Annotated in this window: 20 protein-coding genes and 2 pseudogenes; 12 read left to right on the top strand and 10 right to left on the bottom strand. The window is 70.2% G+C overall.

Annotated elements, in window-relative coordinates:
- The first annotated feature begins 255 nt into the window (after positions 1–255).
- The gene (locus ACWDYJ_RS23645; RefSeq protein ID WP_451567591.1) at positions 256–864 is read left to right on the top strand and encodes a DUF5710 domain-containing protein; all 609 of its coding nucleotides are present in this window, start codon (positions 256–258) and stop codon (positions 862–864) included.
- 519 nt (positions 865–1,383) lie between these two features.
- On the opposite strand, the gene ACWDYJ_RS23650 is transcribed toward ACWDYJ_RS23645, so the two are convergent.
- The gene (locus ACWDYJ_RS23650) at positions 1,384–1,782 is read right to left on the bottom strand and encodes a VOC family protein (protein ID WP_451567592.1); all 399 of its coding nucleotides are present in this window, start codon (positions 1,780–1,782) and stop codon (positions 1,384–1,386) included.
- Positions 1,779–2,165 (bottom strand): VOC family protein, encoded by a 387-nt coding sequence (locus ACWDYJ_RS23655; RefSeq protein ID WP_451567593.1) that lies wholly within the window; start codon positions 2,163–2,165, stop codon positions 1,779–1,781. Before ACWDYJ_RS23655 ends, ACWDYJ_RS23650 begins: the two co-directional genes overlap by 4 nt.
- A gap of 956 nt (positions 2,166–3,121) precedes the next feature.
- Between ACWDYJ_RS23655 and ACWDYJ_RS23660 the strand changes: the two genes are divergently transcribed.
- From ACWDYJ_RS23660 to ACWDYJ_RS23670, 3 genes are all read left to right on the top strand, one after another.
- The gene (locus ACWDYJ_RS23660; protein ID WP_451567594.1) at positions 3,122–3,349 is read left to right on the top strand and encodes a hypothetical protein; all 228 of its coding nucleotides are present in this window, start codon (positions 3,122–3,124) and stop codon (positions 3,347–3,349) included.
- A 407-nt stretch (positions 3,350–3,756) separates the two neighbouring features.
- Positions 3,757–3,954 (top strand): hypothetical protein, encoded by a 198-nt coding sequence (locus ACWDYJ_RS23665; protein WP_451567595.1) that lies wholly within the window; start codon positions 3,757–3,759, stop codon positions 3,952–3,954.
- 1,628 nt (positions 3,955–5,582) lie between these two features.
- On the top strand, positions 5,583–6,143 hold the full coding sequence (locus ACWDYJ_RS23670; protein ID WP_451567596.1) for a DNA-binding protein: 561 nt from the start codon (positions 5,583–5,585) through the stop codon (positions 6,141–6,143).
- A 12-nt stretch (positions 6,144–6,155) separates the two neighbouring features.
- Here ACWDYJ_RS23670 and ACWDYJ_RS23675 read toward each other — a convergent pair whose 3' ends face one another.
- From ACWDYJ_RS23675 to ACWDYJ_RS23685, 3 genes are read right to left on the bottom strand one after another with little or no spacing between them, the layout of a single operon-like run.
- On the bottom strand, positions 6,156–6,866 hold the full coding sequence (locus tag ACWDYJ_RS23675; protein ID WP_451567597.1) for a hypothetical protein: 711 nt from the start codon (positions 6,864–6,866) through the stop codon (positions 6,156–6,158).
- 13 nt (positions 6,867–6,879) lie between these two features.
- Positions 6,880–7,308 carry a hypothetical protein gene (locus ACWDYJ_RS23680; protein ID WP_451567598.1) on the bottom strand — a complete coding sequence of 143 codons (429 nt, stop codon included), beginning with the start codon at positions 7,306–7,308 and terminating at the stop codon, positions 6,880–6,882.
- Positions 7,305–7,544, bottom strand: coding sequence for a hypothetical protein (locus ACWDYJ_RS23685; RefSeq protein WP_451567599.1), 240 nt, complete (start codon positions 7,542–7,544; stop codon positions 7,305–7,307). The genes ACWDYJ_RS23680 and ACWDYJ_RS23685 overlap by 4 nt, the downstream gene beginning before the upstream one ends.
- Before the next feature lie 253 nt (positions 7,545–7,797).
- Here ACWDYJ_RS23685 and rfbB point away from each other — a divergent pair, with 253 nt between their 5' ends.
- The 4 genes and pseudogenes from rfbB to ACWDYJ_RS23705 all read left to right on the top strand — a co-directional run bounded on the left by rfbB (position 7,798) and on the right by ACWDYJ_RS23705 (position 11,071).
- Positions 7,798–8,820, top strand: coding sequence for a dTDP-glucose 4,6-dehydratase (gene rfbB, locus ACWDYJ_RS23690; RefSeq protein ID WP_451567600.1), 1,023 nt, complete (start codon positions 7,798–7,800; stop codon positions 8,818–8,820).
- Positions 8,810–9,988 (top strand): annotated as a pseudogene (locus ACWDYJ_RS23695) (DegT/DnrJ/EryC1/StrS family aminotransferase); the annotation flags it as partial. The gene rfbB and the pseudogene ACWDYJ_RS23695, both read left to right, overlap by 11 nt.
- Before the next feature lie 100 nt (positions 9,989–10,088).
- Positions 10,089–10,643, top strand: coding sequence for a DegT/DnrJ/EryC1/StrS family aminotransferase (locus tag ACWDYJ_RS23700; RefSeq protein ID WP_451567601.1), 555 nt, complete (start codon positions 10,089–10,091; stop codon positions 10,641–10,643).
- Positions 10,640–11,071 carry a low molecular weight protein-tyrosine-phosphatase gene (locus tag ACWDYJ_RS23705; protein WP_451567602.1) on the top strand — a complete coding sequence of 144 codons (432 nt, stop codon included), beginning with the start codon at positions 10,640–10,642 and terminating at the stop codon, positions 11,069–11,071. The genes ACWDYJ_RS23700 and ACWDYJ_RS23705 overlap by 4 nt, the downstream gene beginning before the upstream one ends.
- Before the next feature lie 18 nt (positions 11,072–11,089).
- On the opposite strand, the gene ACWDYJ_RS23710 is transcribed toward ACWDYJ_RS23705, so the two are convergent.
- Positions 11,090–12,262 carry a UDP-N-acetylglucosamine--N-acetylmuramyl-(pentapeptide) pyrophosphoryl-undecaprenol N-acetylglucosamine transferase gene (locus tag ACWDYJ_RS23710; protein ID WP_451567603.1) on the bottom strand — a complete coding sequence of 391 codons (1,173 nt, stop codon included), beginning with the start codon at positions 12,260–12,262 and terminating at the stop codon, positions 11,090–11,092.
- Between the two features lie 449 nt (positions 12,263–12,711).
- Here ACWDYJ_RS23710 and ACWDYJ_RS23715 point away from each other — a divergent pair, with 449 nt between their 5' ends.
- Together ACWDYJ_RS23715 and ACWDYJ_RS23720 are read left to right on the top strand one after the other, a co-directional pair.
- Entirely contained in the window at positions 12,712–12,888 is a 177-nt protein-coding gene (locus ACWDYJ_RS23715; protein ID WP_451567604.1) for a hypothetical protein, read from the top strand.
- A gap of 617 nt (positions 12,889–13,505) precedes the next feature.
- Positions 13,506–14,447: a hypothetical protein gene (locus ACWDYJ_RS23720; protein ID WP_451567605.1), complete on the top strand. Its 942-nt coding sequence runs from the start codon at positions 13,506–13,508 to the stop codon at positions 14,445–14,447.
- Positions 14,448–14,662: 215 nt separating this feature from the next.
- Here ACWDYJ_RS23720 and ACWDYJ_RS23725 read toward each other — a convergent pair whose 3' ends face one another.
- Together ACWDYJ_RS23725 and ACWDYJ_RS23730 are read right to left on the bottom strand one after the other, a co-directional pair.
- Positions 14,663–14,941, bottom strand: a complete 279-nt coding sequence (locus tag ACWDYJ_RS23725) for a helicase associated domain-containing protein (RefSeq protein WP_451567606.1) — start codon at positions 14,939–14,941, stop codon at positions 14,663–14,665.
- A 107-nt stretch (positions 14,942–15,048) separates the two neighbouring features.
- Positions 15,049–15,477: a hypothetical protein gene (locus ACWDYJ_RS23730; protein WP_451567637.1), complete on the bottom strand. Its 429-nt coding sequence runs from the start codon at positions 15,475–15,477 to the stop codon at positions 15,049–15,051.
- Positions 15,478–15,747: 270 nt separating this feature from the next.
- Between ACWDYJ_RS23730 and ACWDYJ_RS23735 the strand changes: the two are divergent.
- A pseudogene (locus tag ACWDYJ_RS23735) lies at positions 15,748–16,503 on the top strand (transposase family protein).
- A 319-nt stretch (positions 16,504–16,822) separates the two neighbouring features.
- Here the strand turns inward: ACWDYJ_RS23735 and ACWDYJ_RS23740 are convergent.
- Positions 16,823–17,173 (bottom strand): hypothetical protein, encoded by a 351-nt coding sequence (locus ACWDYJ_RS23740; RefSeq protein ID WP_451567607.1) that lies wholly within the window; start codon positions 17,171–17,173, stop codon positions 16,823–16,825.
- 1,119 nt (positions 17,174–18,292) lie between these two features.
- Between ACWDYJ_RS23740 and ACWDYJ_RS23745 the strand changes: the two genes are divergently transcribed.
- Positions 18,293–19,372, top strand: a complete 1,080-nt coding sequence (locus ACWDYJ_RS23745) for a hypothetical protein (RefSeq protein ID WP_451567608.1) — start codon at positions 18,293–18,295, stop codon at positions 19,370–19,372.
- Positions 19,373–19,865: 493 nt separating this feature from the next.
- Here the strand turns inward: ACWDYJ_RS23745 and ACWDYJ_RS23750 are convergent, their stop codons facing one another.
- The gene (locus ACWDYJ_RS23750; RefSeq protein WP_451567609.1) at positions 19,866–20,972 is read right to left on the bottom strand and encodes a LuxR C-terminal-related transcriptional regulator; all 1,107 of its coding nucleotides are present in this window, start codon (positions 20,970–20,972) and stop codon (positions 19,866–19,868) included.
- Between the last annotated feature and the right edge of the window lie 73 nt (positions 20,973–21,045).

The raw sequence follows: 21,045 nt of genomic DNA on the forward strand, positions 1-21,045 counted from the left end.
CACGTGGGTTCCGATGGGAAGATCCTCGACCGTGGCAGCCCACGCATCACGTGCTCGGCCTGCTCTTGAGTCGTCTGGCCAGGAGTACTCGATCATGGGGCGATCATGCCAAAGCGGCGTGACGTGAGCAGTGACCGTCACGAAATGTGGACCACAGCCGTTTTCAAAGAGCGCCATCACCGGCGCTGATACGCGCCGCGCGCCGGGATCGCCGGCCTGGAGCGCTGGACTCCCAGGGCGGACATTCCTGAGCTCTTGCCAGGCGAGGACCGCTCGCTCGGCAGCAGGCTGTTCGTCGACCTCGTGCCGAGCAGCTGCTGGTTCACCAACGTGCGATCCTGCGTCGCCCAGAAGGACTGGGACCGCCTGCGCCGCATGACCTACCGCCGTGCCGACAACCGCTGCGAAGCTTGCGGTGCGAGCCAGGACCGGGAGGCAAAGCGGTGGTTGGAGGCGCACGAGCGGTGGACCTATGACGATGCCACCCGAGTGCAGCCGCTGAGGCGGCTGATCTGCCTGTGTACCGACTGCCACACGGCCACACACTTCGGCTTCGCCCAGATCCGCGGGCTCGCGCCCCAGGCCCGTACTCACCTCATGAAGGTCACCGAGATGACCGGCGCCCAGGCCGACCTTCATATCGCTTCAGCATTCGACCTCTGGCAGGCTCGATCCCGCATCACGTGGACACTGGACCTGAGCATGCTTACCGACGCCGGAATCACCCTGGCCCCGCCGCCGGACGCCGAAGCCCGCGCCGACGTGGCTCGCAGGACTCCTGCTGATGAGGCTGCGGGCCCGTCCAGCAACTTGCCCCAGCAATCGGGTGCCGGCCCCCGGACGGGGGCACGCCGGAACTGGTAGTGCCCGTCTGCGGGTGCGGCCACTGCTCTGTGACCGCACCCGCAGAAGGCAGCACGATCCGGTGCTGCCACAGATGCCGCAGCCGCGCACGTTCCCGGCCGCTCCAGCATGACCCACGACCAGCTCGTGGACGCCCTCACAGACAAGGCGAGCAGGCGGTCCTGACGTTGCGGGGCGCCTCGGGCACCGCGAAGAAAGCGGTCGCGACACGGCGCCGGCCTGAGCCTCTGCCAAGTCGTGCGCGAGCTACAGACCCTCCTCGCGGCACGGACCTGCGTCTGCCCCACCTGCCACCGCGGCATACCTCACCCGCGGCCTGGCCACGGGGGCGAGCCGGGGTGGAGCCCGCTCTACGTAACCGGACGCACCACCCGCGGCAAGGCCGGCGAATCGGGACGGCCAGCGGAGACAGTCGAGCAGACCGCCGACCTGCGCCCCGCCACACGGAACGGCTGCGCAATCTCCGACAGAAACGACAGTGACGTCCCTGAGCCCGCAACTCGCCGACAGCTACGTGTTTCACCCGTCTTTGCCGGCGGCGCTGATGCAGAAGGGCTGGCCGGAGGGGTCCAGCAGTACGGTCCAGTGCTTGCCGCCGGGCTGGTGGGCAGGTTTGGTGGCACCGAGGGCGATGAGGCGGTCCCCGGCGGCCTCGACGTCGCCGAAGGTGAGGTCGAGATGGAAGACGAGCTCGTCCGCGGGCCAGTCCGGCGCCTTGAAGGACTCGGCCGTGTAGAAGACGTACCTCGTCGTGCCGTCGCTGATCATCGCCGCGGCGTCGCCGAAGGTCTGGGTGACCTCCCAGCCCAGGGCCGCGGCATAGAAGGCGGCGAGCGCCTTGCCGTCATGGCCCCAGAAGGCCGCACACTTCACTGAGCCCGCGGCAGCCGTGTCGGTGTTCTTCGTCATGGTGGTCATCGGGTCCGCTTCTGGTTGACGCCGATGACGTAGCCGTCGGGGTCGGTGAAGTAGAAGAGCTTGTCGCCGTGGTGCTCCATCACGTCCTTCTCGATCGTGACCAGCGGCCGGATGCGCTCGACGTAGGCGTCGAAATCGTCGACGGCCAGGTAGAACATGCCGAACGCGCCGACCGGGGTGTCCCTGAGGACGGGCAGCCAGCTGCGCAGGTGCTCGTCGCGGTAGACCATCAGCGCGAACTCGCCGTCGAAGAGCAGGATGCGCAGGTCGTCATCCGGGTCGTTGCCGGAAGGCAGGGCGGTGAAGCCGAGCTTCTCGTAGAAGTCGACAGTCGCTTGGGTGTCGGACACACCCAGGCACGGGGCGATGGCGGGAGGCTTCATCAGGGATCACTCCTGGAGAGGGAACGCGAGCAGAAGGGACGGAGCTCCTCATGGGCACACGCCCTGGTCCCGAGAAGTCCTAACGGAAGCATTGCTTCCATGTAGGACAGTCCATGTCCTACATGGAGTGACGGGATTTCACGCGGGTGATGGAGCGATTCCGTCGCGGACGGAGGAACGGTTCCCGTCTCGATGGTGGCGCCTTTGAGGGGGAGGAGGTCTTGCCACCGTAATGGCCACACCGGACCTCAACCTTCGACATCCACGGCATGACCAGGTCGATGCCTTCAAAACCCGCGAACATCGCCCGCCCGTGGATTCGGGCGCCTCCCAAACCCGTGAACAACCGACTTCACGCACGACTCGTGAACAAAGCCAACCAGCGGCGGCCGCAGCCCCGGGGCCCAGGTGGCGCCGGCCGGGCGCGGCCGCGGACCGTTCGGCGGGGCCGGTGGCCTCGGCGGCCGGGGCCACCTGGGCCAGCTCGGCCGCGAGGCGGGCCCGGGGGCCGGGCGCGGCCGGGGTGTCGGTGGCGGGGCGGGGGCCGGTGCTCAGTGGGCGGCGCTCGATCATCCGCCCAGTCTCGCGCCAGTGCCCTCCGGCCCGCCGACCGGGCCGGGCGGGCCACTCACGGGCCCGGCGGTCGAACGCTTGGCGGAGCCAAGTCTCCCCATTCTGGTGGGGCCTGACTCCGTCGCAGGCCGCTGCCGGAGACGACGAATGGGGGTACCCGGCGCCGGGTCGTCCCCTGAGCCCGCTGCGGGCGGGTGATGACTTCCTGCTCCATCCCCCCATAACTCCCCTGTGAGTCAGCGCCGCGCGCCTTGCATGGCTAACCCTGCGGTCCCGCACGGTGCTGCTTGCCCGGCATCCCGAGACGTTAGGGGAGGCAGGGCTCCATGATCCGCCGCAGGCGTCTGCGGACTGTCCGCAGACCACAACGGGAGGGAACCCTCATGTCCGCCATCGACCAGCAGTCCCAGCACCAGTCGGCTCCGCAGCCCTCGGGTACCGACCCCGTGGTGCTCCTGCTCCTGGGTATCGTCGTCGTCCTGGTTCTGGGTGCCACGGGCTACCTGTGCGTGGTTCACCGTTCGCTGGCCCGGCCGATCGGTGCGGTGGGCGGTATGGCCTCGGCACTGGCCACCGCGTTCGGCGTGGCACTTGCCCTGCGCCGCCGGTGACGACCGCGGCACCCGCCGAGTGATTACCGGGCAATCACTCGGTCAGCCTCGGCGGGGCCAGCACCGGCGCTTGCCCGGCGTCTCGGCCTCGCGGCGGCCGCCGGTTTCGTCAGGTCTTGGGCGGGGGCGGGGGCGGGGGCGGGGGCGGGGGCGGCCTGGGCGGGCACTGTGGGCACTCCGGTGACCGGGGCCTCCGGGTGACCTTCCCGTCAGGCGCCCGGTTGAGCTGACATGCGAAAGACGATCTACGTAATGAGGGCCGCCGCGCTCGTGTTCGCCGCGGCCCCCGCACACGCCGATGCGAAGGCCAAAGACGGCAGGGTTGGGCTGTCGGTACGGGGCAAGGGACTGCGGGTCGACAACGTAGGCGCCCACATGAAGGCCACGGGACCGGGGCGCGCGCCCGCTTGATCACGTACACCCCGGCCGGGTACCGGTGGGAACTGGCCGGCTGGAAGGACGCCATTCCCGCGAGCGGGGCCTTGACCAAGCTCTCCACGGTCGGCTGGAAGTGGAAGGGCGGGAAGAGGTTCGCCCATGGCACGAAGCTGTGCGTGGAGTTCAACGTGGTGCAGGGCGAACCGTGCGCGGTGATCCACCGGTAGCTGATCCCTGCGGCAGTAGCCGCTGACCAGAGCAGCAGTGCGGGCCGCTACCTCACCGGGTGGCGGCCCGCACTGTTGCGCTCAGTCCTCGCCCGTGTCCGGGGGTCCAGACGGCCGGTCCGCCGCCGCGCCACTCGATGAGCAGCGGATCGTCCAGGCGGACGTTGTCCGGGTCCAGGCCGGCCCGCCGCAGGAACTCCAGAAGGTCGCCGGGACCGAGGGCGCGGCCGAGGCCATCGTGGGGATCTCGGTCGCAGGTGGTGGGAGGCTTCGCGAGTGCGTCGGCGGTTCGGCCCAGTGGTGCACCCCTGATGGGTCCATCCTCGGCGGCGAACGCTGCCCGGCATCGGCGAGGCGTGAACAGGTCCCGCAAGACCGCCCACCGCCTGCTCAACCGTCAGTACCTGACCCTCGCCTGGCCCAGCGACCGGCGTCGGCTGCTGGCCGGGGCCGGTGGTGTCGGGTGACCAGCTACTTGTACGCCGACTCCGGGGTTTTAAACGGCAAGATCATGGCCGGGATGGCGGGTGCGGGGATTCGTGGGCGGGGGCCGCGCGGGTTTGGCAGTGGGGGCAGAGTTCGTGGCGGCCGCCGTTGACCACGGTTCCCCAGCCGCCGCAGTGGTCGCAGTCCCGGGCCCGGGTGATGTCGGCCCGGGGTGCGGAAGCGTGGTTTGTCGGGTCCGGCGGGTGCTGGTCGCAGGGTGAGGAGCTGTACATAGTGGAAATATGCCATCTTATGCATATTTATGCAAGCTTCGCGCTGCAAGAACGGACCCACTCGCCCGCCTCTTCAGTGCGATGGCCCGATGCCTGGCGATCGGAGGCGTCGTTTCCGTGGCATCACCATGGCCCACGGGAACCCGGACCGAGGCGGCCTGGTCAACCCACAAGGATGGTGTCGCAGGGCAAGCCTCGGGGTGCTGCCAGAACTGACAGCTTCTGCCGAGCCGCGGCGTGCTCTCGCCCCCGAGAAATATTCGCTCTCGGTTCACCGATAGAGCCAGGACGGCGAAGTGCAGGAATGACGGCCGTCGCCGTGACCGGCCAGGAGGCCGAACGCGATGTCGCCGAGAGGCGGCATACGGTTGCCGGGGTCGGTGCATGAAGCAAGGAGCGCGAGTGAGTGTTTCACCGCGAGGGGAGACGTCGACGCACTACCGCGAGGGTTCCTGTGGCGAAGGCCAGTAGCAGGAGCGCGAGGCCTGTGAATCGCGTGACAGTCACGCTCCCGAAGAAATTCCGGCACAGCCAGGACCAGGTTGGTCCTGGCCGGCCGCAGAGCTTCCCAAGCAGGTGGTCAGCCGGAGGACCCAGGCCCGGCTGGTGGCTTCTCTGCGCTTCACCCGATTCGCAGGTGCAGTTAACGCGCCATTTCGTGCAGGGGCCAGTCTGAGACGGGGGGCCAGGTGACGGGCTGCGGTCTGGATGCGGGGGCCGGGGCGGGGGAGGTCATGGCGATGCTCCTCGGTGCGGGGATCCCTCCATTCCACCATGTGTTCGATTTCTTGTGCGAGTGGCTCGCCGGTCAGCGGTAGGTCTGGTGACACAGCGAGGCCACGGCGGGACTGGTGACGCCGTGGGCCGCACGGGTGAGAGCCACGGATGATCCCGCAGGGACGCCGCACCATGACCGAGGACGACATCGCCACCGCGAGCGGCCTGCCCGTGTATACCTGGCGCCGCCGCCACGGCGCCGGCTTCCGCGCCCGCGTCCCCGTGCTCAACCCCGGTGAGAGGCTGCGGCTCTACGACGCCGCCCAAGCCACCGCCTACCTCAACGGCGAACGCATTCCCGCGCGCCCGGCTAGTGACGCGGTCCACCCCGACGACCTCCTCAGCGACAAGGAGGCCGGGTCCGTACTCGGTATCGACGCCACCACCGTCCGCGCGTACGCCACCACCGGCTACCTCCCCGCAGGCACCGAGCGCCAGGGCCGAACTTGGTGGACGCGCCGGAGCATCGACGCCCGCCGTGGCTCCGGAGACCAGCGCCACTACGCGCCCGGCCGACAGTCAGGTGCCCCCCCCCGGAACCGCGCCCCGCGTCCTCGGCATGACCCCCGAGTCGGGGAAATCGCGAATCTTTTGAGCGACTCGCAGGTCACTGCCACCGAGATCGCCCAGCGATACGAGGTCAGCGAACGCACGGCGCAGAGGCTTCTCGCCGCAGCACGCCAAGGCTCGTAGCACGCCGGGACGTCAGGCCGCCGCGGGGAGTTCGGTGCGGGTGCGGTGGATGAGGTCGCTCACCTCGGGTCGACCCTTCCACGGGGCGAGGGCGCGGGTGACTTCGTGGAGATGGCTGTGGGCGCGGCTGGAGTGCACGTTGCTGAGGATGCTGAGCGAGGTGTTCGCGGCGGTGAGGCCGGGTTCCAATTCGCGGGCCTGGATGTGGCTGGCGGCCAGGACGGCCATGCGGATGCCGGTGGCGCGGGTGAAGCGGTCCGCCGGCATGGGCGCGGCCAGCTCGTTCCACGCGAAGGCGCCCTTGGGATCGGCTAGGTCCCGGTGGACCTGGGTGGCGTCGGCCGCCAGGCGGGCGTGGGTCATGTAGGCCAGTTGTTCGGGGTCGTGGCTGCCGGGGCGGATGGAGTCGAGCAGCTCCTGGGTCCGGCCGAGTGCGGCCTTGGCCGCCTTGGCGTTTCCGGTACGGCCGTGGGCGCGCGCTTCGGCCAGTTTCGCGAAGGCCAGCACTCGGGGCGCAGCGTGACCGCGCCCGCGCTCGTAGGCGCCTTCGGCCATGTCCGCCGCCTGTTCGGGGAATCCGCGGAGGAAGGCCTGCAAGGCCATGGTGGCCATCACGTAGCAGCCGCTCTCCACGTCGCCGGCCGCGCGGGCCAGGCGCAGGGCCTGGACGAAGTGGCGCTGGGCGGTGTCGTGGTGGCCGGTGTCGACGGCTGACCATCCCACTACCCGGGACAGTTCAGCGGTCGCCGCGAACAGCTCGCGCCCCGACGCTCTCGGTGTAGGTGCCGGTCAGCAGCGGCGCGGCGTTCAGGCGGAGGCATTCGGTGACGGAGCTGGCCTTCCAGTTCCCGCCGCCGCAACGCGAATCCCACTGCCGGGCTTCGTCCGCTGCCTTCCACAGCTCGTCGAGGTCGCTGCGGCCGACCCGGCGGCCGCCTTCGTGGGCGATCGGGGCGTCGGCGGGCTTGGCCAGCCAGCGGGTTACGGGGGTGGCGAAGGCTGCGATGGCGAAGCCGTTGCTGATGAGCTGGCGGCGAGTGCGGTCCACGGTTCTCCAGTAGGTGGCGGCGACGCGGACGGCGTCGACGGGGTCGCGGGCGAAATCCAACTCCATGTCAGGGTTTCCGCCCGACCTGCTGAACATGCCGATCTCGTCCACACTCACGGGCCTGCCGAGCGTTCGCCCAGCGCAGCGGTCACGAACTCGGGCACACGGCCACGCGGGATCATTCCGAGATTCACCCATCTGGCGACGCTGGTGTGCTCATACCGCAGGGGCACGCCCGCGCCGGCTCCGACCTGGTTGACCTGGGCGGCCAGGGACTTGTGGCTCGCGCCTGCCTGTTTGATCAGTCGGCCAAGATCCTCGTTGGGACCGCCTTGGGCCTTGGCTCGCGCCACCGAGCCTCCTTACGCCAGCCGGTGTCCTGCGGCGCCGATGCCGCAGATGCGGGCTTCGAGACTAGGACTCCGGCGCGGTGTGAGGGAACCGGATGTGCTTCGTTCGCCCCCCTAGTTCGCCTCCCACGAGCACATCCGCAGCAGTCTTCTGGAGAGCAGACGGCGGCCCGCCACAAAGGATCCCCACGGTCCCGAGCAGCGGTGCCTAGCAGGTTCCGCCGTCGTTCCCCTCCACGACCAAAGCGGGTGCCAGATGCACGAAGTCCTCGTCACCGGCGGTGCCGGTTTCATCGGTTCGCACTTCGTCCGGCGGATACTCCGCAGCGACGAGGTGACCCGTGTCACCGTGCTGGACGCGCTCACCTACGCAGGGCACGTCGAGAACCTCGGGGAGGCGTTCCTCGACCCGAGGCTGACGTTCGTCCACGGCGACATCCTCGACGGACACCTTGTGGACGACCTCATGGCCCGGCACACGGCGGTCGTCCACTTCGCGGCGGAGTCCCACGTCGACCGCTCCCTCACCGCGGCCGGGAACTTCCTGACCACGAACGTGCTGGGCACCCAGACCCTCGCCGACTCCGCCGGCAGCCACGGGATCGAGAAGTTCGTCCACGTCTCGACGGACGAGGTGTACGGGTCACTCGTCGAGGGCTCCGCCACCGAGGAGGACCCCGTTCGCCCCGGCGTCCCGTACGCGGCGTCGAAGGCAGCCAGCGACCTCGTGGCGCTCAGCCACTTCCAGACCTACGGCCTGCCGGTCTGCGTGACGCGCAGCTCGAACAACTACGGGCCCCACCAGTTCCCCGAGAAGGTCATCCCCCTCTTCGTCACCCGGCTCCTGCAGGGCGAGACGGTGACCCTGCACGGCCAGGGACAGCATGTCCGGAACTGGCTGCACGTTGAGGACAACTGCGCCGGCATCGAGCTGGTCCTGCGCGAGGGCAAGCCAGGCGAGATCTACAACCTGGCCGGTGGCATCGACCTCACCGGCCGCGAGCTGACCGCCAAGCTCCTGGCCCTGTGTGGCGCCACCTGGGACTCGGTGACCTACGTGCCCGACCGGCAGGCCAACGACCTGCGGTACTCCATGGTCTGGGACAAGATCGCAGCTCTCGGCTTCCAGCCGGCCCGCGACCTCGACGAAGGCCTCGCCGAAACCATCGACTGGTACCGCACCCGCCCCGACCGCTGGGCCCCACTCACGCGCACCTGCCACGTGAGCGTCTCGCCCGCAGTACCGGCACCCGGGCGGGGGGCATTCGATGTCCGCTGACCGGCGCGGCCCACGCCGCATCCTGGTGACCGGCGTCGGCGGAGCCCCCGGATTCGACCTCGCCCGCTCACTGCTCCGGCTCGGCTGCGAGGTCATCGCCACCGACTGCGACCCGTACGCCCCGGGCCTGCTCCTCCCGTCCGTCACCCCGCGCGTCACGGCACCGGCCGCCGACGAGGCCTACCGCGCCGACCTCCTGCGCGCGTGCTCCGAGTTCCACCCGCACGCCATCATGTCCACCGTCGAACAGGAACTCCCCAAACTCCACTCGCTCCGCCGGCCACTGGCTGACCTCGGCGTCACCACCTGGCTCCCGGATGCCCGCGATATCGCGGCCTGCGGCGACAAGGCCGCGTTCCATACCGCCCTGTCCAAGCACGGCGTCCCCACCCCGCGCACCGTCCTGCCCGACGGCATCGACCAGCTTCCCGACAACCGACCCCTGATCGTCAAGCCGCGCCACGGGCAGGGAGCGAAGAACGTCGTCTTCTGCGAGACCCGCGAACAGGCCCGGATCCTGTGCCAGCTCGCCCCCGACCCGATCGTGCAGGAAGCGGTAACCGGAAGGGAGTTCACGGCGGACTGCCTCGTCGACCGCTCCGGCCGCGCCTCGGTCATCCTCCGGTACCGCCTCCTCGTCAAAGGCGGCCTGGCCGTTGTCTCCCGCACCTTCCACGACCAAGAGGCCGAGGCCCGGGTGAAGCAGACCCTGGCCGCCGTCGGATCGGCCGGAGCCTGCTGCGCCCAAGGCTTCCTCTGCGACGACGGCCCCGAACGGATCTCGATGACCGAGGTGAATGCCCGCGTCGGCGGCGGCTTCGAGGCGGCCATCGCCGCCTTCCTCGACACCGTCGCCGTCGCCTCCGGTACCTCCGCACTCCACGTCGCGCTGCTAGCCGCAGGCATCGGCCCAGGCGACGAGGTGATCGTCCCCTCCCTCACGTTCTGCGCGAGCATCCAGGCCATCCTCGCCACCGGAGCCCGACCGCGCTTCGCCGACGTCAACCCCCGCACCCTGTGCGTCGACAACGACAACGTCCTCGACGCCCTCACCCCGAACACCCGGGCCGTCATGCCCGTGCTCTACGGCGGCCGGGCCGTCGACCTCACCGACGCCGAGTCCCAGCTCGCCGATCGCGGCATCACGGTCATCGAGGGCGCTGCCCACGCCTTTGGCTCGTACGAGGGCAACTGCCGCGTCGGGGCCACAGGGAAACTGACCTGCTTCACTCGGCCCCATCAAGAACCTCACCTGCGGCCAGGGCGGCATGATCGTCCCCCGAACCCCGGAGGAAGCCGAGAAGTGCCGACTCCTGCGCGGCCTCGGCATCGTCGAATCCCCAGCGCACAGGGCAGAGGCGACCAGCTACACCGTCGACGGCTTCGGCCTGCGCGTACAGATGTCCTCCCTCAACGCGGCCGTCGGCCTCGCCCAACTCGCCCACTTCACCGAAGCTGAGACCAAGCGCAAGGCCCTGTGGCGCGCCTACGCCGACGCCCTGCGCGACGTGGACGGCGCGACCCTCATCGACGTCGACGTGGAGCGGTCCGTCCCCCACCTGTGCGTCGTCCTCGTCGCCGCTCGCGACCGCGACCGTGTCTTCCGCACCCTGCGCGAGCGCGGCATCGGGGTCGGCACGCACTACCCGCCCAACCACCGGCAACCCGCCTTCGCACCCTGGCACCGGAGCCTCCCAGTCACCGAAGGCGTCGGACGCGAGATCCTGACCCTCCCCTTCCACCAGCACATGACCGACGCCGACGCCGAGCACGTCGCCGCCGTACTCGCAGGGGCCCTCGACCAGGCACGGGCGGACCGGTGAACCGGCCCCGCCGCATCCTCACCGTCTGCCTCGGCAACATCTGCCGCTCACCCCTGGCCGCCGCCGTCCTCACCCACCACGGCGGGCACACCGTCGAGGTCCGGTCGGCCGGGACCCGGGACAAGTGGGCCGGCCAGCTGGCGCACGAGCAGATGGCGGCCGCCGCCGCAGCACGTGGCTACGACCTGAGTGGCCACCGCGCGTCCCAGGTGACCGGCGAGGTGATGGACTGGGCCGACACCATCCTCGCCATGGACTGCGCCAACTTGGCCGTACTCCAGGACCTGGCCCCAGACGAGCGGATACGCCGGAAGATCAGCCTGTACCTCGGCGACCGCGATGTCCCCGACCCGTTCGGTAAGGATCAGCAGGCCTTCACCGAGGTCATCGAACTGGTCGAGCGCGCAGCCGCCGCGGTCCTCAGGTAGCCCTTCCGAAGGAACGGGTCAGCCAGCAGCCGCGGACAGGAGCACGTCCACGAGCCGCTCCGCGGCGTCCGGCCGCCCGTACGCCCTGGCCCGCTCCGCCATCGCCGCCCGCAGGGCGGGATCGGTCAGGAGCGGGCCGACCGCGTCCTTGAGGCCTTGCCCGGTGACCTCGCCAAGCAGGGCGAGGGCGGCCCCCGAGGCGGCCAGGTGGCGGGCATTGTGCGCCTGCTCGTTCCCAGCCGAGGTAGCGAGCGGTACGAACACGGCAGGCTTGCCCAGCGCGGTCAGCTCGGCCAACGTGCCCGCTCCGCTGCGGGAGACCACCACATCAGCCAGCGCCAGAACATCGGGAAGCTCTGCTCCAACAAATCCCGTCAGGTGGTACCGGCCGGCGAGGACCGGGTCCAGCCCGGCGGCGGCCGCCCGGAGTTCGTTCACGTTCGCCGGGCCGCACTGGTGGATCACGTTCGCGTGGCTCAGCAGCCAGGGCAGCACGTCCCGGACGACGCCGTTGATCTGCTGGGCACCCTGCGCGCCGCCGGTGACGTAGACCGTCGGCAGCCGCCGGTCGAACCCGTACAAGGCCAGTGCCTCGACCGCCTTGTCCGGGTGACCGGTCAGCACCTCCGGCCGCACAGGGTTCCCCGTGACGACCGCCCTGTCCCGCACCTCGGCGGGCAGCAACGCCAGCGACGATTCCGAGGACACCGCGATCCGCGTAGCCGAGCTCGCGAGTTTCCGGTTGGCCAGGCCCAGCCGGACCGTCTGCTCGTGCAGGACCAGCGGACGTCGGCACAGCCGCGCGGCCAGCCCGGCCGGCACCGCGACATACCCGCCTGTCGCCAGGACGACATCCGGCTGGAACTCGGACACGATCGCCCGCGCCTGGGCCACGCCGAGCGGTACCCGGGCCATGTCCTTCACGTTCGCGGCGGACAGCATCTTGAGAGGGTTCGACGAGCGGCGGATCTTCCCCGTGGCCACCGTCTTGAACGCGATTCCCTCCGCAGGAGCGACGCGCGCCTCAAGGCCGTCAGCGGTACCGATCCACAGGACGTCGAGCGTGCTGCCTGCAGCCGCGAGACGGCCTTGCAGGGTACGGACGGCCGTCAGAGCCGGATAGGTGTGACCGCCAGTCCCTCCGCCCGTCACGAGCAGCCGGAAGGAACGCGGGAGCGAGGGGGTATCCACCCGAGTAACCCTACTGCTTGAGGGCCGAACAGCACGATGGGCGGCAGTCACCGAAAGGCGCCGTGCGGCGTTGGGAGGGCGTGACGAAGATCAGCCAGCCCATCGCCCCAGGCCGGGCCACCAACCCCGAGCAGCCATGGGTCGGGAAGATGTCCATGGAACGCCTCAGGGAAGCCCGCCAGCTCCTTACGGATGCGCGGTGCTGCGTAACGAGCCCCGCGTCCGGGAAGTCGCCGCCAACGTGGCGGCCACGGCGGGAGCATGGGCCGCGCTCGGACAAACGGCCGCCGTGCATCTTCAGGCCTTGCGTGCCGGAGGCGACGGGCCGACGCTGACTGGCACCCCGCACGGGGCCAGCCCCGCATCCGGCCGGCCCGCAGACCTCCGGCGCCCTCGATGCCCGCGACGCGATGACGCATCTGCTCTACGACCTGTACTGACCTGCTGTATTGCCTATCCCACCAGAGGGACCGCCCGCGCAGCACGCAACGCTGATCCGGCTCAAGGACCCCGGCGTGGCCGCGCCCTGGTTCACCGCGCTGGTCTACCTCAACCCGATGGACAACCTCGGCCCACGGTTCTGGGCGCCCGGCGGGCCTTCCGGCCGGGGGCATTTCTCACCTTGAGGGCTGTCCTGTCCGAGTACCCGGCCGGTCGGTTACCGGTATGTGCCGTGGCAGAGCTGGGTGATGGCCGGATTCGTGATCCCGTGTGAGGAACGGCAGAGCTCGGCCATGGAAACACGTCCCGGAGTCGGGGCCGACTGGCGGGAGCGCTGGGGAGCTACGGGCTTTGCCGTACGTACTGACGGCGACCTTGGTCCCCGTACGCCAGGAGCCGAACGAGAACGCGTTGCCGCTGACGGCGTTGCCCGAGAGCCGGCCACCAGCTCCCTCGACGGTTCTCACATCCGAGAGCAATCCGTCAGCCGCACAACCTCGCCAGGCACCGAAGGCCGACCGCCCAGGGAACAAGCCTCGGATGGTGCGGCAGCCCGTACCTGCGAAGCCAAAGCGGTCCAGCACCCAGGGCAGGACCCCGAAGCCCAAGGCCAAGGTGCGCAAGCGGACTGGCCGGTGATGGCCCGCCAGCTCGTCGGACTCCAGCAGGCCGGAGTCGACCTCGGCACCTTCCTGCCGCAGATGGGCCGCATGACCGCGGAGTCCACCAGGCCGTCGCCGCGAACATCGCGCGGACGAAGGCGGAGGGCACCGACCGGTGGGCCGACCTGCTGAAGTCCACGATGCCGGAGGGCCTGGTGCGCGACGCGGTCCTCGCCTCCCCGGCCTGGCCGGACATCGCGGCCGCGATGGGCCGGCTCGACGCCAAGGGCATCGACGTCGCCCGGATCCTCCTCGACGCGCACGCCGCGGGAGCGGGCGTCGACCAGGCCGTCGCCGCCGTCACCACCGCGGCCGCCGCACCCGCAACCGCGCCCGCCCCGGCCACCCCGGCGCCCACCGCAGCCCCGGCTCCTGGCCCCGCTGCTCCCGGTGCTGTCGCGCCGCCGGCCCGGGACGTGCTGGCCTCGCGCATGGGCGGCTCCGGCGATCCGTGGGGCGCGCCTGCGGCGGGACGCGTGCCCGCACCCGCCCCGGCTCCGGGCACCGCGCCCGCCCCCGCTGCTGCGCCGGTGCGGGAGGCCGCCGATCCGTGGGCGCCGCCCGCGAGTACGGACGCGAAGCGCTCCTGGGGCCCGCTGACCGAGGGCCTGAACGCGCCCCGGGACCTGGACCTCGGCGACCGGGCGAAGGCGCTGGAACAGCTCGGCGTCAACCGGCTCGCGCACGCCGCGATCGTCGGCGTCGTCAAGGACGTGCTGTCCGAGACGCAGGTGGGCCTCCTGGTCGTGGCCGCCCGCATGGACCAGATCCGCGACCACGGGGGCACCGGTCTCCTCGGCGCGCACCTGGCCCGCCTCGGGACCGACACCACCTGGAAGGAAGGCCCGTCCTCCACCGTGGTGGGCCGCCTCGTGGACGCGACCCTGCACTCCCTGACGACGCCGCCCTCCGCCCCGGACGCGCCCGTGTCCCGGGTCCGGGTCTCCCCGGCGGCGGCCCGCTCCCGGTCCACCACCACGCCCGCCGCCGCGGCCCCCGGACAGCAGGCCCCGACGGAAGCCGCCGTCCCCGCTCACCGGCAGCAGACCGCACCGGCCAGGGGCGCGGGGCGTACGCGGTGACGGCGGAGCTCCCTCGCCTGAGAACGCAATCCCGAATTTCAGTCCCGTCAGTCCCGTGGGCCCCGCCACGGAGGGACGGAGGAAGGGCCGGCCCGCCGACGGCGCCCCCTGTTCCAGTTTTCTGGAACGAGGGTGATTGCCGGGCAATCACCCGGCGGCCCGGTCGTGCCGGGGCAGGGGGCACGAGGGATGCCGCCGGGGTGATTGCCCCGCAATCACCCCGTAGTCCGTGCTTGCGGGGCAATCAACGATGTGGCCCACTCCACGCCCAGCTCGGCGAGCGCGGCGAGCTGGCCGGCGTCGAGCCGGTCGCGGCGCGCCTTCTGGTTGCCGATCCAGATCCCGGTGCGGTGCTCGGCCCCGTCCGGGAGGACCTCGACGACGGCGCGACCCGGCAGGCCGCCCTCCCGCGCGACGTACTGCCGGAGGGCCTCCAGGCACTTCTGGAACGCCTTGCCGCCTTTGCCCGGCTGGGACGTCGCGCTCGTCCCCATCCCAACAGAAGACCCCCGTGCGCGGGGGACCTGAACTTGGCCACCACGCCGGAGGTCTTCGCCAAATCACGAGCCGGGTCTGCTAGCCCCGCTCGTGGTCGACATTTTTAGGCCCTGATGGTGTAGCTACCCGAGCAGTTGCGGTAACCATCCTTCACCACGCACACCCACATGTTGTAGGCATTTCCTTCCGGCAGATTGCCCGTCACCGCTTCGTGGGCAGGGGCATTGGATCCCCTCGTCGACGCCACCCGGCCGGTGCTGAGATGGGCTGTGATTCCGTATCCGTCGGCCAGCCCGTCCCATGCGACGAGCGTGTCGCCGGTCTGAATACCCGCTATCGGATCAGCCGTCCAGTATCCTCCCCCTGCGAGCTTGCCGTTGTTGTAGACCCTGATGGTGAAGTCCTTGCCGCCGTCGGGTGTCGCGTAGAACGTGAAGGTGGGGGCCGCGCTTGCCGTGCTGGCCCCCATGGTGAGCGCGGTACCGGTAAAGACAGCCGTTGCTGCGAGCAAGGCTGTGGCGCGCTTACGCATCGTCTTCAAGATTTTCCTCGTCTTCTCCGCACAGCGATCTGCCATGCCCATGCAAGACGTTAGTCGATCTTGCCTCACGGCCTGGACGCTCATCGGCAGCCAGCCAGGCTGGGCAGCTGACACCTTGATGCGCGACGTGTGGGTTGCAGTGAGCCTTTTCCAACGTGAGCGCGATGCCGGGCTGTTGGGGGTCAAGGGCTGTACGGAACGACGAAGCTCCTGGTAGACGGGTTCTCGACCAAGATCACCCGTGTCTGCCAGGAGCTTCGCGTGCTTGTTTACCCGTCGTCGATCGATCTGTCCAGCCGTACCACGCGGCACCTGACCGCACAGCTCGCAGTTCGGCAACGGGAGATCGGGACGAGGTGGCGGCGCCTGCCCGCCGGCCGTCAGGCCCTGCTCGCCCTGGTCCACCTGCGGTGCGGCGACACCTACGCCCAGCTTGCCGCCGGGTTCGGAATCGGCATCGCGACCGTCTACCGATACATACGCGAGGCCATAGAAGTCCTGGCCGCTCGCGCACCCACCCTGGCCGAGGCGATGGAGACGGCCCGGACGAAGGCGTTCGTGATCCTGGACGGCACCCTGCTGCCGATCGACCGGATCGCCGCAGACACCCCCTACTACTCGGGCAAACACAAGCGGCACGGCATGAACGTCCAGGTCCTCACCGACCCGTTCGGCCGACTGCTCTGGGCATCCCCGGCCCTGCCCGGAGCCACCCACGACCTGACGGCCGCCCGAAGCCACGGGATCGTCGACGCGCTCGCCGCAGCGGGACTGAAGTGCTGGGCGGACAAGGCGTACCAAGGCGCCGGCCGGCACATCCGAGTCCCCTTCCGGGGACGCCGGCTCAAGCGCTGGAAGCGACGGCACAACAGCAGCCACGCCAAGATCCGGTGCGTCGGCGAGCAGCCCATGGCCGTCCTGAAGGGCTAGCGCCTCCTGCGAAAGCTCCGCTGCAGCACCAACCGGATCACCGACGTCGTGAAGGCCGTCCTCGTCCTTCACCACGCCTCAACATGAGGTTGGAAGAGGCCCACTGGCTGAGGATTGGGTGGTCAGCCAGGTGGAGGGTCCCACGGAGGGCCGCGTGCGCCCAGCCCTGTGCCCCGGTACCGCCACCCCAGGGTCAATCTCGGGACCAGGCTCGTGGACCTGTGCGGGACCGGTCCACGGGTCGGCACTGCTCACCGGGCATGAAGGGCACTGCAGGTCATGCGGTGGCGGGGTGAGGCCCCCGGGCTGGTTTCTCCTGGGGATGTCGGAGGTCCTGGGCGAGGTATGACACGCGGAACGGCCTCCTCCCGCGAGGGAGGAGGGCCACAACTAGCGTCCCAGGGTGTTACTTCTTGTCCTTTGGGCGCTGATTTGTGTCACCGGTGCTCAGGGGCTGCTGGGCGGCGTTGTTGCCGGGGTCACCCGGCGTCGGCGTGTCCAGTTGCGTCCAGTTCTCGTCGCAGGTGAGGGAGACCGGGCCGCCGCCCGGTGCGATTGTGACCACACAAATGGTCTCGTACAGCTCGTCTTCCGTGGTCTGCACCTGAATTGAGACGACGTTGTCCGAGGAGGCGACGGAGATCGAACAGGGGTTTTCCGGGAAGCCCTGGCCCTCGTCGGTCAGGTCGTACCACGTGAATCCCGTCAGGCCGGGCCGACGTACGCCCGCGTATGCCACGCCGTCGCCGGTGAGCACGGCCTTGAACTCCAAGGCACCACTCGGCCTGTGCGCGTCGACGTCGCGGCACTGCCCGTTCGCACCCGCCGGTCCGGTGGCGCCCGTTGCACCAGCAGGACCCGTCGCACCGGTCGGACCCGTGGCGCCGTCCGCACCCGCCGGTCCTGTGGCTCCGGTTGCCCCCGTCGCGCCGGTGGCGCCCGTCGGACCCGTGGCTCCGTCGCCGCCAGTACCGGCTGGCCCGGTGGCGCCGGTCGGACCCGTCGCACCGGTCGGGCCCGTGGCTCCGGTGGGGCCGGTGGCTCCGCCGTCAGGTCCGGCTGGGCCCGTGGCACCGGTGGGGCCCGTGGGGCCTGTCGGGCCGGTTGGGCCTGTGTCGCCGCGGGGACCCTGCGGGCCGGTTGGGCCGGTGGCGCCTGGCTTGCCCTCCCTGCACTCGTCGCCACCGCCGCCGGCCAGTACCTGCGGCCAGTAGTCATCCGGCCGGTGCTGATCCGGCCGCTGGTGGTCGGGCCGGCATTCGTCGCCGCCTCCCGTGGGGCTCGCCGTGCGGACCGCCTCGGTTGCCTGGACGGTCTGGGCCGTGGCGATAGTGGGGCTGGCGATTCCCGCCAGTAGCAGGGCGATGGATGCCAGGGTGCCGCCGGTCAGCCAGCTGCTGCGTCTGGGCAGCGGCCCAAGGGTTGACCTGGTCTTGTACTCGGGGCTCATATAGCCGCCGCTCCTTCTCTAAACCGGATCGCACGATGTGCGGTGGGTCCCCTTCAGGGCAACCCGGCCATGGTGGGAATCCCGGCCACCAGTGGTGGGACACCTCGCTGCAACGTCAGCGGATCGGCTCAGTGGTGCACCCTGATGGGTCCACGAGCGGCGGCGAACGTGGCCCGGCGTCGGCGAGGTGTGAACAAGTTCCCCAGGACCGCCCACCGCCTGTTCACCCGCCAGGATCTGACCCTCGCCTGGCCCGCGTACCAGCGTTTGCGCACTCCGCGGGCCTGCCCGAGGGCGGCGTGCGTTGATCCGGGTGGCCGTATCCAGACACCAAGATCAAACTGCCTTCACGGCAAGCACGCAATACGTTACGCACAGGAACCGATATGTGAAAGAAGGCAATGGATGTCCACACTCCGCGTTCTCGTGAGCGCAGCCGTGACCGTCGCGGCTGTCACCGTCCCTCCGGCCACCGCCCACGCCCAGACCCTGGTTGCGTGTAATGAGGTGGCCCTCAAGCAGGCGATCAGCAACGCGAACGCGAGCGGCGGCGGCGCACTCGTCCTCACTCCCGGATGCACCTATACGATCACGCAGGACGAGGACAACGACGGCAACGGTCTGCCCGTGATCGCCAGCCCCATCGTCATCACGGGCACGGGAAATGTCATCCAGCGCAGTTCCACGGCGTCGGAATTCCGCATTTTCCAGATCGACGGAAGCGGCGGAGCACGCGGAAATCTCAGCCTCAACGTCCTTACGGTCCGGGGCGGGCGCTCCACCGGCGTCGGCGGCGGCATCTGGGTCCGCAGCGGCGGCAGGCTCGCGGTCACCGCCGGGAACGTCACCGGCAACAGCGCGGCGCAAGCCGGCGGAGGCATCGAGAACGACGGCGGCACGGTCGTCTTCGGATCCAGCCGCCTCGACGGCAACACCGCGCCGCAAGGCGCCGGAATGAACATGCAGGGCGCAGGAGTGGACACGGTCGGCGGCACCGCTGTGTTCGGCGGCCTCAGCCGGATCGCGTCAAATACCGCCACGGGCGACGGCGGCGGCATCCGGAGCAAAGGCGCCCTGACACTCACCGACAGCGTGGTCGAACTCAACCAGGCCGCTCACGGAGGCGGCATCGACGTCCGCGCGGGCCTCGGCGTCACGGCCACACTCCGAAGCACCACCGTCAGGGAGAACACCGTGGGCACGGCGGTGAGCGACGGGGCCCGCGGCGGCGGCATCCGCAACGCCGCGAGACTCGTCCTCGACGAGAGCTACGTCCACCACAACGATGCCATCGGGACCAACGCCAAGGGAGCGGGCCTGGCAAACCTGCCCCTTACCGCGGTCGCGAGTCTCAGTAGAAGCGAGGTGACCGAAAATACTGCGACCACCGCACCGGGCGGTATCTACAACGCGGGCGTCGTGGCGCTGGCCGGCAGCCTCGTGCTGTTCAACTCTCCGACGAACTGCAGCGGCAGCCCCGTGCTTGTACCCGGCTGCGTCGGCTGACGACCGGATCAACGATAGGCAGCCCGGCCCACATTCGCGTTCCGTCGCCCGGCTCGCAGGCGTGCGATCTGTTGATCGTTGTGCGTGGTGGGGCTGGGGCGGCGGGGGTCCACTCGGGAAACGGCGGCGTCCCCTGCGCTCGGCTGGGCTCCGGGCCGGCCTCACGGCGGTCTCCCTGCAGCACGCCCTGCGTGCGACCGCCGAGGCGCCGCCGGCGCCTCCCCGTGTGGGGGATTTGCTCCGAGCTTGAGCGATGAGACGCTGCCCCGGCGTCCGTGCGGGTGCGGCGGCCGCCGGCACCGACCGTCACTTGTAGACCTCTGGGCCTTCGCGTTTCGTCAGCCGACAGCACCCGCCATCCGCGCGAAGCCAGGCGCTGTCGGCATTTTCGTGGCGGCGCTCACGGGTTGGCGGCCGTTGCGAGGCACAGTGCCTGCCGACCCTGTGCGGCGTACCCGCCCCGCCGCCGCTTCGACACCTGACGGGCGCGTACTCACACGGACCGGTAGTGCTCGGCGAACAGTCGCGCGACGAGTTCGCCTCGGCTGGAGACTTCTGTCTTACCGAAGACGGCTTTGACGTGGTCGCGCACGGTATGCGGGGAGATGAACAGCGTCGCGGCGATCTCGGTGGTGGGCAGCCCGCGTGTGATGAGCTGGGTGATCTCCAGCTCGCGCGGCGTCAGGCCGTACGCCTCGGCGATGAGGACCGCCCGATCGGCGGCGGCTGCCGGTTCGATGACGAGCGCCACGGGACCGGGTTGCCCAGCGGGGCCGCTGAGGCAGGAGGCGTGGCAGGTCAACCAGCGGCCGTCAACGGTTCGGATGCGCATCCTCGCGCCGCCTGCCCGGTCGCGGCCCTGGGTGATCGCCCGGGCCTGCAGCGCGGTGGCGACCACCCAGATCGGCAGCCTCAAGCCCAGCTGAGAGGGAATGGAGGGGCCTTCAGGGAGCTGCGAGAGATGCTGCCGCGCCTCTTCGTTGATCGACGTCGGCTCACCGGAGGGATCGAAGAGCACGAGTCCGGGCGCGGGTGCGCCGGTTCTGCTGGCGGACGCGGACGGGCGGGCGAACCGGCGCAGCCGCGAGGCCAGCGGAGTGGACAGACCTGCGAGCAGCGTGGTCTCGGCCGGGCCGAAGGGGGCGCCACCGTGCATACGGAACAGGCTCACCACGGCCCACGGCCGGTCGCCGACCCGCAACACAGCGCGTAGCTCGTCGTCCACGCCCTGGCTTCCGAGCAGCCGGCGGAAGCGCGCGCTGCGTGCGGGCAGGTCGCCGGTGGCCGCGCGCAGACCGGCCGCCGGGACAGCGGCGCGGGCGAGGTCCCGAAACGGGAGGACGTTCTCCTCCAGGAGTTCGCTTTCCCAGTAGTCGGCGCAGCGTTCGCCAGAGCCGAGGTTCTCCACCAGCATCGGCGCGGTGATGAGACCGGTTTCCGGGTCGGTGGCCGCCCATACGGCCGAGTCGAACGGCATGAGCCGTCGCAGCTTGGCGGACGTCCGGCTGAAGAGTTCGCGTGTGTCGGTGGCCTGATCCGCACCCGACAGCACCTTGGCGTGACCTGACAGCACCTCGGCGTGGCGGCGCGCATCGGACATGGAGATCCCTTCCGTGGTCTGGATGCAGGCCAGCCTGCCCGCCCCTCCTGTCCTGAGCCAACCCCCCGTTTGA

Source organism: Streptomyces sp. NPDC003042 (assembly GCF_053591315.1).

Bases quoted from the DNA above. Each gene is read 5' to 3' on its own strand.
- ACWDYJ_RS23655 (WP_451567593.1), bottom strand. From the start codon at position 2,165: ATGAAGCCTCCCGCCATCGCCCCGTGCCTGGGTGTGTCCGACACCCAA.
- ACWDYJ_RS23670 (WP_451567596.1), top strand. From the start codon at position 5,583: ATGACCGAGGACGACATCGCCACCGCGAGCGGCCTGCCCGTGTATACC.
- ACWDYJ_RS23725 (WP_451567606.1), bottom strand. From the start codon at position 14,941: ATGGGGACGAGCGCGACGTCCCAGCCGGGCAAAGGCGGCAAGGCGTTC.
- ACWDYJ_RS23730 (WP_451567637.1), bottom strand. From the start codon at position 15,477: ATGCGTAAGCGCGCCACAGCCTTGCTCGCAGCAACGGCTGTCTTTACC.
- ACWDYJ_RS23660 (WP_451567594.1), top strand. From the start codon at position 3,122: ATGTCCGCCATCGACCAGCAGTCCCAGCACCAGTCGGCTCCGCAGCCC.
- ACWDYJ_RS23750 (WP_451567609.1), bottom strand. From the start codon at position 20,972: ATGTCCGATGCGCGCCGCCACGCCGAGGTGCTGTCAGGTCACGCCAAG.
- ACWDYJ_RS23700 (WP_451567601.1), top strand. From the start codon at position 10,089: ATGATCGTCCCCCGAACCCCGGAGGAAGCCGAGAAGTGCCGACTCCTG.
- ACWDYJ_RS23720 (WP_451567605.1), top strand. From the start codon at position 13,506: ATGCCGGAGGGCCTGGTGCGCGACGCGGTCCTCGCCTCCCCGGCCTGG.
- ACWDYJ_RS23650 (WP_451567592.1), bottom strand. From the start codon at position 1,782: ATGACCACCATGACGAAGAACACCGACACGGCTGCCGCGGGCTCAGTG.
- rfbB (WP_451567600.1), top strand. From the start codon at position 7,798: ATGCACGAAGTCCTCGTCACCGGCGGTGCCGGTTTCATCGGTTCGCAC.